General features: G+C 40.0%; 10 protein-coding genes and 4 tRNA genes. 10 read left to right on the forward strand and 4 right to left on the reverse strand.

What is annotated here, in order from left to right; all coding sequences use genetic code 11:
* Window position 1: 1 nt before the first annotated feature.
* Entirely contained in the window at window positions 2-424 is a 423-nt protein-coding gene (locus F580_RS0121325) for an SRPBCC family protein (protein ID WP_019029802.1), read from the forward strand.
* A 39-nt stretch (window positions 425-463) separates the two neighbouring features.
* Here F580_RS0121325 and F580_RS0121330 read toward each other — a convergent pair whose 3' ends face one another.
* Window positions 464-2,401: a DNA topoisomerase III gene (locus tag F580_RS0121330; RefSeq protein WP_019029803.1), complete on the reverse strand. Its 1,938-nt coding sequence runs from the start codon at window positions 2,399-2,401 to the stop codon at window positions 464-466.
* A gap of 158 nt (window positions 2,402-2,559) precedes the next feature.
* Window positions 2,560-5,520, reverse strand: coding sequence for a TonB-dependent receptor (locus F580_RS0121335; RefSeq protein ID WP_019029804.1), 2,961 nt, complete (start codon window positions 5,518-5,520; stop codon window positions 2,560-2,562).
* A 316-nt stretch (window positions 5,521-5,836) separates the two neighbouring features.
* Between F580_RS0121335 and F580_RS26510 the strand changes: the two genes are divergently transcribed.
* Complete coding sequence (locus tag F580_RS26510) at window positions 5,837-6,013, forward strand: hypothetical protein (protein ID WP_157443207.1); 177 nt, start codon at window positions 5,837-5,839, stop codon at window positions 6,011-6,013.
* Between the two features lie 125 nt (window positions 6,014-6,138).
* Here the strand turns inward: F580_RS26510 and F580_RS0121345 are convergent, their stop codons facing one another.
* Entirely contained in the window at window positions 6,139-8,034 is a 1,896-nt protein-coding gene (locus tag F580_RS0121345) for a beta-ketoacyl synthase (RefSeq protein WP_019029806.1), read from the reverse strand.
* A gap of 148 nt (window positions 8,035-8,182) precedes the next feature.
* Here F580_RS0121345 and F580_RS0121350 point away from each other — a divergent pair, with 148 nt between their 5' ends.
* Entirely contained in the window at window positions 8,183-9,205 is a 1,023-nt protein-coding gene (locus F580_RS0121350) for a GlxA family transcriptional regulator (RefSeq protein WP_019029807.1), read from the forward strand.
* Between the two features lie 299 nt (window positions 9,206-9,504).
* Here F580_RS0121350 and F580_RS0121355 read toward each other — a convergent pair whose 3' ends face one another.
* Complete coding sequence (locus tag F580_RS0121355) at window positions 9,505-10,395, reverse strand: sensor domain-containing diguanylate cyclase (protein WP_019029808.1); 891 nt, start codon at window positions 10,393-10,395, stop codon at window positions 9,505-9,507.
* 185 nt (window positions 10,396-10,580) lie between these two features.
* Between F580_RS0121355 and F580_RS0121360 the strand changes: the two genes are divergently transcribed.
* The 7 genes from F580_RS0121360 to tuf form a co-directional block, all read left to right on the forward strand.
* Window positions 10,581-11,237, forward strand: coding sequence for a dUTP diphosphatase (locus F580_RS0121360; protein ID WP_019029809.1), 657 nt, complete (start codon window positions 10,581-10,583; stop codon window positions 11,235-11,237).
* 637 nt (window positions 11,238-11,874) lie between these two features.
* Window positions 11,875-12,558 (forward strand): DUF2726 domain-containing protein, encoded by a 684-nt coding sequence (locus tag F580_RS0121365; RefSeq protein WP_019029810.1) that lies wholly within the window; start codon window positions 11,875-11,877, stop codon window positions 12,556-12,558.
* 612 nt (window positions 12,559-13,170) lie between these two features.
* Window positions 13,171-13,246, forward strand: a tRNA-Thr gene (locus F580_RS0121370).
* Window positions 13,247-13,306: 60 nt separating this feature from the next.
* Window positions 13,307-13,391, forward strand: a tRNA-Tyr gene (locus F580_RS0121375).
* Window positions 13,392-13,469: 78 nt separating this feature from the next.
* Window positions 13,470-13,544 (forward strand) — tRNA-Gly (locus F580_RS0121380).
* A 16-nt stretch (window positions 13,545-13,560) separates the two neighbouring features.
* Window positions 13,561-13,636, forward strand: a tRNA-Thr gene (locus F580_RS0121385).
* 81 nt (window positions 13,637-13,717) lie between these two features.
* Window positions 13,718-14,844 (forward strand): elongation factor Tu (gene tuf / locus F580_RS0121390; RefSeq protein ID WP_019029811.1); only part of this gene is annotated, 1,127 nt, incomplete at its 3' end.

Consider the following 14,844-nt stretch of genomic DNA (forward strand, 5'->3'; position numbering starts at 1 on the left):
CATGGGCAAGTGTTACAAAAATATAGAAATTAACGCGCCAATCGCAACGGTTTGGCAAAAAATGGCTAACTTTCACGATATGTCTTGGGCAGAAGGGGTTATCACTTCTTTAGTCGTCGTGGGCCAGGCTAGCGGCACTGAGGTAGGGGCAAAACGAATTTTAAATGATGCGATACACGAAACGTTAATCTCATTGGATGCTAATAATTATACCTTCTCTTATGCTATTGATGATGGACCTGGGCCACTGGCGAAATTATCGGTAGATAATTATCTTGGCGTGGTGAAGTTGTCTGAAAGTACCACCGGTACCTTGGTTGAATGGAGCTCTAGTTTTACTTCGGCTACCGAGAGTGAGGTAACAGAATTTTGTGACCCTATTTATATGGCGTTGCTTGGCGCACTAAAAAATAGCCTTGGTTAACATTACGTTATCTTATCTCTCCGGTCAGTAAGCCTATTCTTAGCTGGCCTTCTTTTGGAACTTTCGTTTACCGCGCTTCGGTTTAAAGGCAACTTTGGGTAAACCAGAAAAAGACTGCTGGCTGGCGCCATAGACCATTTCTGTTACCGTAGTTGTTAACGGCTGCATAAAGCTCAGGTAGCTGGCATTTTTTTCACTGATTGCGGTGAGGGTGGCTTCCCATTGGGCGGTCATATCTGGCAAGGTCGCCATTTCAGGCAAGGCGTTGATTAACGCGACACCCACCTCTGTTGCAGTGATAGCTTTGCCGTGGCGCTGTAAAAACCCCCGTTTAAAGAGTAAATCGATAATGCCGGCGCGAGTGGCATCTGTGCCTAAGCCATCAGTTTCCTTAAGGACTTTTTTAATGGCTGCATCACTGACATAACGGGCGATGCCGGTCATGGCGGCCAGTAAAGTGGCATCAGTAAACGATTGTGGCGGTGAGGTGTGTTTCTCGATTAACTCCCCTTGTAGGCAATGCAATAACTGCCCTTTTGTTAATGGGGGTAGTGTTTGCTCTTGTTCATAGCCTTCTTTTAACGTCTCTGCCTGCTGCGATTTTTTACTCTTAGCAAACAGTATTTTCCAGCCATGTTGCTTTTCTATTTTCGCTTGGCTGACAAAGTATCCGCCGGCGATAAGTAGAGTAACTTTGGTTTGTTGGTAGATATAAGCCGGGTAAAATTGTACTAAATACTGGCGAACAATGAGTAAGTAAATGTTCTTTTCAAAGGTATTTAAGTTGATATTCTCTGGTGATTTCTCGGTCGGAATAATGGCATGATGCGCGGTGATCTTTTTATCATTCCAGGCCTTACTCACTAATGAGGTATTGGCCCCTTGTGCGGATTTCATACAAGGTAAAGAGGATTGCGCCAGTGTATTAACAATACCTCGGGCTTGCTTTAATTGCTCTTTAGGCAAATAACGACAATCTGAGCGCGGGTAGGTGATCAATTTATGCTTTTCATACAAGGCTTGGCATACATCAAGCACCAGTTTCGCGTTCATGGAAAATTGCTTGGCCGCGCTAATTTGTAATTGTGATAAATTAAAAGGTAACGGGGCTGCTTGCTGCTTTTCATTACTTTCAAGGTCACTGACGGTAGCCGCTTGGTTATCAATACGTTTAACAACATTTACCGCTAAGCCTCTCACTAACACTCGGCCTTCTTCATCGCAATAAGGCTGACAATTATCACTGGGTTGCCATTTTGCGGTAAAAGCTTCGGCTTCATTTATGTTTAATGCGATATGGGCTTGTACTTGGTAAAAAGGTTTGCTGACAAAAGCGGCGATTTCTTGCTCACGCCTGACCACTAAACCTAATAAAGGGGTTTGTACCCGACCGACCGATAATACTGAGTTATAACCAGTTTTTTGTCCTTGTAGAGTATAAGCACGGGTGAGGTTAATACCATACAGCCAATCAGCACGAGAACGCGCTAAAGCGGAAATAGACAATGGCATATAGTCACTATTAGGTTTTAGTGCATTAAGGGCCCGTTTAACCGCAGGTAAGTTTAAATCACTGATCAGCAAACGCTTAATCTTCGATTTTTTAGTCTTCGATATTTTGAAGTAATCAATGACTTCATCAACCAGTAATTGGCCTTCACGGTCCGGGTCACCAGCATGAATAATTTCAGTGGCCTGCTTAACCAGTTTACGTAAAACGGTGAGCTGTGCGCGAGTACGAGTGATAGGTTTTAATTGCCATTGTTGTGGCACTATCGGTAAACTTTCCATGCGCCATTTTTTTAATGTCGGATCATAATCCTCAGGATCTGCTTGCGCTAAAATATGGCCGATACACCAACTCACCACATCGCCATTGGCGAGTTCAATATGAGTTCTATGATTTTTTTGTGGCTTAGGTAGGGCTGCCGCAATGGCGCGACCTAAACTGGGCTTTTCGGCAATATAGAGTTTCAAGAGTATTTGAATGGCGTAATAAGTGTGATGTCTTCGATTATAGAGCGCGCACTGTCTTTATGTACAGCTTTGTTTTTATGTTTATATAACCTTAAATATAAAGCAAAAAAAAACCGCTCAGAAGAGCGGTTTTATTCAACAATTAACGCGACTGTTAATTAAAAAACATAACGCATCGATAGTTTCACATAACGTGGTTTTTGGAAGTCATTAGCATAACCAAATTTAGGGTTGTTAGTACCGCTATCAAACTCTGATTGCTCATCTACACCTTCTACACCATCAAAGTTGAAGACATTAAATACATTCATTTTGAACGTTAAGAAACCAGCGTTATCCATATCAACAGTATAAGTTAGGTTTAAATCAAGATTATAAACCCATTCAGTAGTACCTAAAGAGCCACGGTTTGTTGCTACACCATCATTATAAAAAGATGCTGCACCATACCAATCACGTCCGTAACATATACCATCAATATCAATAGCCGTTGGACAGTATCCTTGATCTTCAGGATGAACACCAAAGGCACTTTTAGGTTTACCTGATTTAACCCAGAAGTTATAACCAATACTGAAGTTTTCAGTAACCGAATAAATACCGTAAGATTTGATGTTATGACGTCTATCGTTAGGTAAGTTCCCGTAACCATTATCCATTAGCTCAGGGTAATCAAAAGAGGTTGTCCAACCGGGATCGGCCTGGCCATTATCTGAACGAACTAAACCTTCGGTATTACCGTAAGAATGTGACCAAGTGTATGAACCAGCAATAAAGAAGTCTTCAGTAATATAACCTGAGAAATTAAATTCTGCTGCATAATATTGACGCTTAGCATTAGGGAAACCTAACATGTCAGAGCCAACAGTTACTGATTCTTTAATACCATCGCCGTCAACATCATAATCCATAGTTACGTCACGACCAGGGTTAGTTAGTGTTGGGAACCAACCGCCAACCAAGTAATCTTCCATGTTTGGATCATCGGCATAGTTCTCTTTAATCCAAGCATTCATGCCGTAGTTAAACGAGATATCTTCGATAGATTGTTTTAATTCACGAGAAACTAAACGGATACCAGCAGCCCAATCTTCATTAATCTGCTGCTCATAACCTAAAACAATTTCATCCGAATACATTGATTCAGCTTGGTTGTTAAATAATTGGTCTGCATCAGGAACTGTGCCATCTGCAACAACGGTAGCACCAATTTGCTTACCCAACTGAGGAGTACCATCTGGATTTACACCCTCTAAGATATTATATGTATGGCTATCGTAGGCAGCAGAGGCCATGCGTACGTTGGTATTAGGAGAAACAGGTTGGAAATAACGACCAATTGAACCGTATAATTTACTTTCGCCATCACCTAAAAGATCATAAGAGAAACCAAGACGAGGTGCTACTTGATTTTTTAAATCTACATACTTATCACCTGAACCTGTGGTATTGCTGAAGTTACTAACACGTACACCCAAATTAACAGATAATGCGTCATAAACTTGCCATGTATCAGTAATATAAATAGCATCTGATTGGTTTTCAGTTTCACTCTCTTTACCCCAAACGCGTAAATCTGCGTATTCTTCGCCAGCTAAAACGTCCAAACCTTCAGCGCCATCTTCAGCTGCCGTTCGATAGGTATACCAACCTTCACCATGAGGCGTATAGAAATCTGAAATTTCTAGAGTTTCATGATCATAACCAAAACGTAAAGTATGGTCACCAATCGTATAATCAAAATCTATACGATAGACTGTGCGAACATCTTTAGTAGAGCTATCACCAGAGCCAACCCAATCACCTAGGGGAGTCCAGAAGCCGTCTCGGTTATCCCAAACTCTTGAAAGTTCAGGAGTACCTGAAGGAACACCTGTTTCATTAGTTACTGAGCCATACATTGCTGACATAGAAAGATCTTCAGTAAGGTAACCGGTGTACTGAACATTCCAAACTAAACCACCTTCTTTGCCTTCACTTAGACCTGGTTCATCACTTGAATCATATTCACCATCAGTTTTACGCCATGCTTTAGATTTATATGTAGTGCTATTATCAAATGCCATAGCACTGATTGAGTGATCTTCATTGATTTCCCAATCTAACTTGGTAAACCACATGTCACGTTCCGCTTCAAACTCATTGTAACTGGTGTCACTATCAGCAGTGCCGTCTGAGCGGTATGGGTTATATAAACCATAGAAGAATAATGTATCTTCTATAATGGCACCACTAGCCCATAAATTTACTTCAGTTTCATCATAGACGTTTGTGTCATCTTTAATGAGTTGCAAATCATTATTATAATAGGGAGACGGTTCACGCAAAGCATCCGGGTCAACTTCTACCTTACCGCCAAAATGCCAATCGTTATCACCTGATTTAGATGCTAAGTTAATAACACCACCAATGAATCGACCGTATTCTGGAGATACACCACCGGTAATAATTTCAGTTTGTTGAATAGCCTCCCAAGGTAATTCGATATCGCCCATACCTTTACGTACATCGGTAATGTTCAAGCCGTTAAGCATGTAACCATTTTCTGCTACGGATGAACCACCAATAGCGACACCACCAAATGAACTATCACCACCGACAACGCCTGGGGCTAACATTGCAATTGCAGCAGAATTAAGCTCTACAGGTAATAAGTTTAAACGTTCTATTGATATAACTTGAGACGTTTGGGTAGAGGATGTATCGACTACACTAATTCGAGCGCCGCTGACTTCAATACGTTCAATTGAACCTTCTTCAATTAAGGTAGCATCAAAAACTAAACCCCCAACAGTGATATTTACGTGTTGCTCACTTACGGTACCAAAACCTTCTTTAGTTACCGTTACAGTATATTTACCAATGGGTAAACCTCTTAGAGAAAAGCTGCCATTTGCCTTGGTATTTACTGTTCTTACAATGCCTTTACTCTCATGTTTAATAGTAACTGTTACGTTACTCATGTCTTGGCCTTGTGCTGATTCAATATGACCTTTTAACGTACCTTTACCATCGGTTGCCGCCATAGCACTTGGCATTGACAGCATTATTGCTGTCCCTACAGCAATGGCTGCTAGTGATTTTCGTGATTTAAAACCACTTTTAATTATTTTGGACATGGAATTCCCCATTCGTGTTGTTTTGTTTCTAGCTGTATAAAGTAACTAGTTATTATTATCTGATAACACTTATATACGTTATATTGTATATTATCTACAATTATATCATTCAAGAAACGTGAGGTGTGTCTTAGGGGAATTGACAAAATTACTTTTTATTAACATAAATGCAGCAGTAATGCTGTCTGGCGAGACGTGGCTATTAATTATTCGATACTGAATGGGTTGTAAGAATATAATGTTATTAGTATAGAATTATTTCGAATATAATGCTGATTGGTAGAGATTATCAAAATTTAATACAGTATTTTCGGGAATGTTCTTTTATGGAATGTTAGCGAAAAGCTTGCTTGAACGTGGAGTATTATCCGCGAGAGTATTATTAACCGTTATTAATAGTGACGAGCAGATAAATGTATTGAGTAGTGAATGGGTATTAAGTGCTGAACATATCGCTCCGTTTAGCGGAGAGCTGGTGCCCATAGAAAATTGAATTTTAAGGGCAGGCTGATGGTAGATTAGACGTTTTAGTTAAGAATAACATAACAACAAAGTCAGATGAAAACTTACCCGATTGGCAAGTTTTCATCTTAATCGCTAAGGTTATTAAGCTAAAGCCTAAACCATATCATCAAAAGGGTTTTTAGTCGGTAGGGCAATACTGTGTTTAAATTCAGCGAATTTTAAACTCTCAGGTGTTAGCTCAATATTGGCCTCATTAAGCAAGCCTTCACCAAACTTGTAAATCAAATCGAATTGACCCTTATTGGCGTTATCACGATAAACTTGTTGTGCTTGTTCAACGCTAATTAGCTTTTGCTGATATGCTTGCATGGCTTCACTGCCATAGCGTTTTTCCAGCATGGCTAAGCTCACTTTTGGCGAAAATACTGTTGCAGTAGCGTTATTACCACCAAAGCCTTTTGAGTTGATAAAAGCGATGTCCATATCATGGCAATGCCAGTGATCGGTGGCGATATTAAGATGTTGGTCATAGACATCATCAGCAACTTTATCAATGGTGGTAATGCCAGGCATAATATTATCGCTGAAAATACCTAATGCCATTGCCATTTGATCGCCACTCGCGGGCCCTAAGGTATGACCAACATAAGCTTTGGGTGCCGCTATCGGCCAATTTTCGATATTAAAACATTCAGCGACTTTATGGTATATCAATGATTCTGTAACGCGATTTTGCGGAGTGCTTGAACCATGCGCCAGAATGAAACTACGCTGCTGTAGTGCTTCTTTACCTAGGACTTGCTCTGCTAGTGCCACAGCTTTTGCCATGGTTATATAGTTACCAGGACCTGGTGCGGTGATAGATTTTTTATAACCGTCAGCATTAATAAATACATCGGCAACGGAGGCAAGTACTTTTGCGCCCATTTCCATAGCCAGGGCATCATCCATTAAGACGACAAACTGGGCGCCTTCACCCAAAGTAAAGCCACAATTGTTACCAAATGGGCGACTGGTACGACGATGATCTGCGGTGTCGGTACCGTCTAGTCTCTTTAATCCTTCTTCGTTGGCTAGCGCGCTCATATTGCCAAAGCCTTCAATCACTTCTGGCGTGATTGCCGCTTCACTACTACCGACAATGGCGACGCGGGTGCGGCCGGCGGCCATGTCGTGGACTGCAGCGCGTAAGTTATATAAAAATGTTGCACAAGCACCTGAGCTGGTAAACGTGGTACCGACATTACCAATAACATAGGCATTAATGAAATCGGTAGACATGGTATTTAACCCTAGAGCTAATTGCTTAGTACTGACGCGAGAGCCGGTTAAACGACTTTTAATTAAACCGCCTAAGCCCTCATCATTCATCTGGCCGACGATTGATGCCGAGTAAGCACCTACTTCATCAGGGCTGATCTTGTCTAAAATAGCATCCCATTCAAGGCCCGTTGAGCGAATGGCATCGGTAGCAGCGAATATAGTTGCTTGTAAGCCACGTGGTTGATAACGACTCTTATAAAGTTTTGCCGGGTCAAAGCCGGTTGGAAACTGTCCCGCGGCTTTAATAGGGTTATCACGATATGAATCATGGGTAATGGTTAATTGCTCAGGAATCTTAACTGAAACTCTACCCTCACCTAAATCAGTCACTAACCATGAGCTTGGCAAAGGTTTAGGTAGCTCTTTCGTGCGTAACTCAAAGGTAATATATTTATCAGTAGGACTAATATTCATCTTTTGATGCCAATGCGTCGCATCGGGATCAAAATGGTTTTTCTCTATTTTACGAATTAAGGTACCGTCAAGAATTTGTTGGCCAAATTTAGCTTCTATTTCTGCAGGTTCAACCGTATTACCATCGGCATCAACTAAAGCGCCTTGTTGATTGGTGACTATATTCATTAAGCTAGCTAAGCCAACAAATGTTTCTTGACGTGCTTGGGCATTTAATTTGTCGATGACGATACGACGGAAGCCTTGATGAAAAGAGGTGCGTCCAGCGGCATTAATACCGCCCATGCCAATAATTAAAGGTAAACGTGCCATGTAATAACCCACTTAAAGAATTTGAGGAAATGCAAAATAGTAATAATGCGTTTAGATTAACTATTCTAATGAGTCTGTAAAAATATAATAAGTTAAAATGGCCTTATTATATGTAATAATGGCCAAAAGTTACCGTTAGGAGCAGTAGATGGCAAATATACGATTAAAAACAAAAAAATTATCGGTTAACTTAGTCATTTATCCACATGTTTTGGCTACGGGAGTCACCTTACCCGTGGAAATGCTGCTTGCCGGTGAGGCATTTGCAAGACGCTATGATAAAACAGTAGTAAAGCTGAAAACTCAGCTTTTAAGTGAATCAGCAGTAGCAATAAAGTCGCGTGCGGGCATTACCCTGGTTGCCGATATCATTCTTGATGGTGAATTAGCAACTAGCGTGATACTTCCTGATATTATTATTGTGCCGAGTTTATGGCGTAATCCTCGCCCAGTAATTAAAAGTCATCAAAAGCTAGTGACATGGCTGAAACATTGCTGGCAACATGGTAGTACGTTAATCGGCGTTGGTACTGGCGTATGCTTTTTGGCAGAATCGGGTTTATTGGATAACCATTCAGCGACGACACATTGGCATTATGTCGAACAATTTAAACGAGATTATCCGCAAGTTGATTTAAAGCCCGATTTTTTTATTACTCAATCTGAACGTATTTATTGCGCGGCTAGCTTAAATGCATTGGCCGATATTATTGTGCATTTAATTGCGCAACATTATGGTAAAGCGGCAGCACAAAATGTTGAACGAAATTTTTCTCATGAAATACGCAAGCCTTATGAAGAACAGCGTTTTTTAGAAGGCGCAGGTGATAGGCATGCCGATGAATTAATTGCCGAAATTCAATTTTGGCTACGCACCCATTTAAATACCGAATTAACCTTAACTGAAATTGTTGAGCAATTTGGCATGAGCCAACGCTCATTTACGCGCCGATTCAAAGCGGCAACGGGGGTTAGGGCAACTCAATATTGGCAACAACTGCGCATAGAATCAGCAAAAGAATTATTGGCCTCGAGTAATTTAACTATTCAAGAAGTTGCTGATCAAGTGGGTTATCAAGACCAAGGGCATTTAACGCGTTTGTTTAAGCAGGATTTAAACTTAACACCCAAAGCCTATCGCGCCATGGTACGGAAGAAATTGTTTAGTTAACCTCAACTCGGGTTAATGAATGTTAAGTTATTTCAATAAATATCACTATATCAATCAGTTGCTATATAAATCTGTTGCCATAATGAGATATTAGCTAACTATCGACTCTGCTCAACATTGATAGTTTTGCGTATTATAAAGGCGGACTTGCGCAGTCAATATCTGGCTATTGGTAGTAATTCCAACGCAGATAGGCGTAAAAATAGCTTGTTGAGTAACTTTGCTTAACCCGAGTTGAGGTTATTAACGCTTAGAAAATATTAGTTATGCTTGCATTGTACGGACACTTATTTATAGCTTTATTCTACCGAACTATGAGTAACTAAATTCTTGCCACTTGATTTCGCTTGATAAAGTAAAGTATCAACCCGCTTAGCAATAGAGTTGGCGCAGTCTCCTTTTCGCACTTCACAAAGACCTAAACTAATAGTGATGTTAATATCGTGAAGGAGCGCGTTGCACGCTACGGTATGTCGTAACTTTTCAGCTAATTTTATCGCATCCAGCTTTGATTTTGATTCTGATAAAATGACAAACTCTTCGCCACCCACTCTAAAAAAATGATCCGTTTTTCGGATATGGCTTTCTATAAGGGCGCTAAACTTACGTAAAACTTTATCGCCAATGTCATGACCATGGTTGTCATTAATTTTTTTAAAATCATCAATGTCGATACTGATAATGGAGAAAGGGGTTTGGTAACGCTCAAAGATAGCAAGAAATGATTTTATTTTAAGGTTATAGGCCTTTCTGTTTTTTATATTAGTAAGTTCATCATGTAGGGTCTGCGCTTTTAACTGTTGTGTTACTTTTTCTAGTGAGGTGATATCTCTACTTATACCTAAAATGCCAGTATTTGAGCCATCATAAACAAAAGGAATTTTTTTTGTTAAAAGGTATACCTTATCTCCGTCGGGATAAGTGACCCATTCTTCATTTGTTCTAACCTTGCCTTCAGCTAACATGAGTTTATCGTTGTACCTGAATGAGCTGGCTAAATCATGGTCGAATAATTCAAAGTCATCCTTGCCGATAAGATCCTCGGCTGATATGTTGATAAAATTGAGAAAAGCCTTATTGCAGCCAAGATATTTGAAGTTTTTATCTTTGTAGAAAATTAAGTCATCAATCAAATTAATAACAGAGCTAAGGAGTAAGTTATTATTTCTTAAATAATCCATATACTCCATATACCCTCCTTGCTTTTAACTGTTCACGATTTGTCGTTGCGACATTAAGGAAGACGGAAAAGTTAATTAGCCTTGCTTATATAATAGCCATAAATTTACTCTTTAAGCAAAACAATCAGCAAAAACTTGTCACTCGCGGTAAGCTGCGGCAAAATAGCCCTTAACATTTAATATTTGAGAAAAACATGAGCGAACAACTTTCAACCGCACTTGCTAAAGCCCTTTCTATATCAGAGAAGCAAATTAGCCAAATGCTAATCATGCAAGATGCGATGAACAGTCGTGTTAGTGATACATGGCGTGAAAATGGTTATGAATGGTATCGTGCTATTTGGGTGGAATGTGCAGAGATGTTAGATCATCATGGTTGGAAGTGGTGGAAACATCAAGAAATTGATATCGCTCAAGTGCAACTCGAATTAGTCGATATTTTTCACTTCGGTTTAAGCTTACGTTTAATGTCTGGTGATAGCGCAGATAAAATATCCAGTGAGTTAGCTAAAGAATTACATCAAGGCACAGCAGAAAGTGATTTTAAAGTCGCCTTGGAAAATTTAGCCTCAGCTGCCGTAACAAAGAAAGCTTTCGATGCTAAAGCATTAGCAGATTGTATGTCGTTAATGAATATGGACCTAGATGAGTTATTCAGACAGTATGTTGGCAAAAATACTCTCAACTTTTTCCGTCAAGATCATGGCTATAAAGAAGGTAGTTATATTAAAGAGTGGCATGGTGAAGAAGACAATGAAGTACTGGCTAAACTAGTGACTAGCCTAGATGCTGGCGCGGAAGACTTTCAACAGCAGCTTTATAAGGCACTCGAAGAAAAATATCCAGCTTAAGTTATTCGGTTACCTTACTATACCCAAGCCACCTCAAGATGCAGGATTCAGCTGGAATTAGAAACGCCTTTAGGCAAGGCATTGATTGAAGAGGATAGTTATTCTATCGTCGAAATCAATAACGATGGATAAAGCGTTTCTAAACCAGCCCTACGGGGACATCTGAGCAAATCATATTCATCGTTACGTAGTTCATTAAGGGAACAACCATTAATAAAATACGCGCCTTGATCATGAATCGCTCAGGTGTCCTGAAACGAGCATCTTGAAGTCGCTTGGGTATATATAAAGGTGCAGTCATTTAGTACTGCACCTAGCTTCTTAACTAAGCAATTACCTATCACAAAACCCTTCGCTCTGAAAACGTCACAACCGATATCAATTTTTGGCACACATTCTGCTTAATCATAATTAAGTAGTGCGTTTACCCTTTTAAAAGAGGAAAAGCGTCAAGAATTTGAATCATACCATTCAAATTCATTAGCTAATTAACATTCAACGAGAATAAATTATCAACTTCAAGGTGTGTGATTAAGTAATAGTTAACTATTGCGATTGAGCACAATGCAGAATTTGGCTATTAGACCTTTTGAAGGTGATTAATTAATGAGTGCCATTGGTATTTTAGGAGTCGTGTATGGAACTGATATTATTTGCCTTGATTACTTTAGTAGTCATTGTTGCTGTGTTAGCTAGTCGTTTAAACGATAATAGCTTTCCTTTTCCTTTTGATAGTAAAAAAGCCATTTTCACACCTGCAGAGAAAAACTTTCAAAACCTAGTAGAACAGGCATTAGGAGCAAAATATAGGGTACTAAACCGTGTCAGATTGAGTGACGTGGTGACCATTCGTAATGGTGTTTCAAGTCGTGCCAGCCAAACGGCAGCAAAGAGTGCTAAAACAAAATATTTAGATTTTGTCATTTGTGACCGCAGCAGTATGAAATTACTGGGGGCTATTGATTTGGTCGATACGCAAGGTCGAGGTTATAAAATTAAAAAAGACTGGTTTGTTAGTGGTAGTTTGGAAGCGGCATCAATTCCACATCTTCGTATTAAAGTAAAAGCGAATTATACTTTAGAAGAAATCAGAACGTGTATTCATACTCGCTTGTTAGGTAAGTCATCAGCTAATTTTGCACCACAGCCGAAAATAAAAGGGCGAGTTATCCCTGCAACTATGGTGCGAGCACGAAATAAACCGGTTGGCGCCGTAACCGCAACGGCTGCAAAAGCTCAGCTTGGGCAACAAACACCAATAATGCCACAAATGTCAGCAGGGAATCTAGGATCTATGCCCGCTTCTTCTTTGTCGCATTAATATAGAATGGTGAGTTTTAAAGAAAAAAATACTATATAGAGTAGTACATAAAGTACTAGCACTAATCATCAATCGTTTGGCTTACTATATATACCCGTTATCATCCAATATGCATGTTTCAGAGTGCTTGAGCAATTTCAATTCAAGGCGTATCAATGTAGCCATGGTTATTCAGGAGAATATGCTCCTGCATTCTCTAATAGGCTACATCCATGTAGCGTCATTTCAAATTGATGTAACGATGAAGTGAGGTTGCTCAAGCGCTTCTGCGATGGGTTTTAAATGACTTTAAGCGGCGTTAAAGAACAAAAATATAGACTGGCTATGTTTACGTTCTTCTCCTTGTCTAAAGTCATTTAAATTCCCACTGAAATCGAGCACTTTGAATGGTAACGGGTATAAGTACAATTAAATAAAAAATCCGACCTTGGTATATTGTGTCGGATTTTTTGTTTTACCTAGCGATTAAATGCAGACAAGGAGGTAAAATCACCACTCCTTGAATAAAAAAACATCAAACACACAATAAAGATGAAAAAAGTGCAATATATTTCAATTTAGCTATTGCAAGGGGCAAAACATTACACTAGAATTCGCACCACTTAATGTAGTGCCGACTTAGCTCAGTTGGTAGAGCAACTGACTTGTAATCAGTAGGTCGCCAGTTCGATTCCGGCAGTCGGCACCATTAATACTTATTGAAACTATGTTTTGGTAAGGTACCTTATATAAGGTATCGGCTCAATGTGGAGGGGTTCCCGAGTGGCCAAAGGGATCAGACTGTAAATCTGACGGCTCAGCCTTCGGTGGTTCGAATCCACCTCCCTCCACCATATTTCGATTTATACTTATTGCGCATGTTATGCAACATAAGGGTAAGTCAAAAAACAGAGATAATCTGAATAGAGTAAGCGGGTGTCGTATACTGGCTATTACCTCAGCCTTCCAAGCTGATGAAGCGGGTTCGATTCCCGCCACCCGCTCCAATCTTTGTATATGTATGCTGATATGGCTCAGTTGGTAGAGCGCACCCTTGGTAAGGGTGAGGTCGGCAGTTCGAATCTGCCTATCAGCACCATTCCTAGATTATTCTATTCTTATCTCAAATTAAACCGAAAACTTAAACAGTAAATAATTACATACCCAGAGGTATTTTATAATGGCTAAAGAAAAATTTGAACGTACCAAACCACATGTTAACGTTGGTACTATCGGTCACGTAGATCACGGTAAAACAACTTTAACAGCCGCTATCTCTGCGGTATTGGCTAAAATAAATGGCACTGAAGCTTCAGATTTTGCCCAAATCGATAATGCTCCTGAAGAGCGTGAACGTGGTATTACTATCAATACTTCTCACATCGAATATGATACTGAAGTACGTCACTACGCACACGTAGATTGCCCAGGCCATGCTGATTACATCAAAAACATGATCACTGGTGCTGCACAAATGGATGGAGCTATCTTAGTAGTTGCTGCTACAGATGGTCCTATGCCACAAACACGTGAGCACATCTTATTATCTCGTCAAGTTGGTGTTCCTTACATCATCGTATTCATGAACAAATGTGACATGGTAGATGACGAAGAATTATTAGAACTAGTAGAAATGGAAGTTCGTGAACTTCTTAGCGAATATGACTTCCCAGGTGATGATTTACCAGTAATTCAAGGTTCAGCACTTGGTGCATTGAACGGTGAAGAAAAATGGGTAGAAAAAATCGTTGAACTAGCTCACCAGTTAGATACTTATATTCCAGAGCCAGAGCGTGCAATCGACGGTGCATTCATCATGCCTATCGAAGATGTATTCTCTATCTCAGGCCGTGGTACTGTTGTAACAGGTCGTGTTGAGTCTGGTATCATCAAAGTTGGTGAAGAAGTAGAAATCGTTGGTATCCGTGATACACAAAAATCTACTTGTACTGGTGTTGAAATGTTCCGTAAGCTTCTTGACGAAGGTCGTGCTGGCGAGAACTGTGGTATTTTATTACGTGGTCTTAAACGTGAAGACGTTGAACGTGGTCAAGTATTATGTGCTCCAGGTTCAATCTTACCTCATACTAAGTTCGAATCAGAAGTTTACATCTTAAGCAAAGATGAAGGTGGCCGTCATACTCCATTCTTCAAAGGCTACCGTCCACAGTTTTACTTCCGTACAACGGATATCACTGGTGCTGTAGAGCTTCCTGAAGGTGTTGAAATGGTAATGCCAGGCGACAACTTGAAGTTTGTTGTTGAGCTAATCAACCCAGTAGCGATGGACGAAGGTTTACGCTTCGC

It is taken from the genome of Colwellia piezophila ATCC BAA-637 (assembly GCF_000378625.1).
Classification (GTDB): Bacteria; Pseudomonadota; Gammaproteobacteria; order Enterobacterales; family Alteromonadaceae; genus Colwellia; species Colwellia piezophila.

What these genes read in the sequence shown, in the direction of transcription:
- F580_RS0121325 (WP_019029802.1), top strand. Translation starts at nt 2, where the DNA reads ATGGGCAAGTGTTACAAAAATATAGAAATTAACGCGCCAATCGCAACG.
- F580_RS0121335 (WP_019029804.1), bottom strand. Translation starts at nt 5,520, where the DNA reads ATGTCCAAAATAATTAAAAGTGGTTTTAAATCACGAAAATCACTAGCA.
- F580_RS26510 (WP_157443207.1), top strand. Translation starts at nt 5,837, where the DNA reads ATGTTCTTTTATGGAATGTTAGCGAAAAGCTTGCTTGAACGTGGAGTA.
- F580_RS0121345 (WP_019029806.1), bottom strand. Translation starts at nt 8,034, where the DNA reads ATGGCACGTTTACCTTTAATTATTGGCATGGGCGGTATTAATGCCGCT.
- F580_RS0121350 (WP_019029807.1), top strand. Translation starts at nt 8,183, where the DNA reads ATGGCAAATATACGATTAAAAACAAAAAAATTATCGGTTAACTTAGTC.
- F580_RS0121355 (WP_019029808.1), bottom strand. Translation starts at nt 10,395, where the DNA reads ATGGAGTATATGGATTATTTAAGAAATAATAACTTACTCCTTAGCTCT.
- F580_RS0121360 (WP_019029809.1), top strand. Translation starts at nt 10,581, where the DNA reads ATGAGCGAACAACTTTCAACCGCACTTGCTAAAGCCCTTTCTATATCA.
- F580_RS0121365 (WP_019029810.1), top strand. Translation starts at nt 11,875, where the DNA reads ATGGAACTGATATTATTTGCCTTGATTACTTTAGTAGTCATTGTTGCT.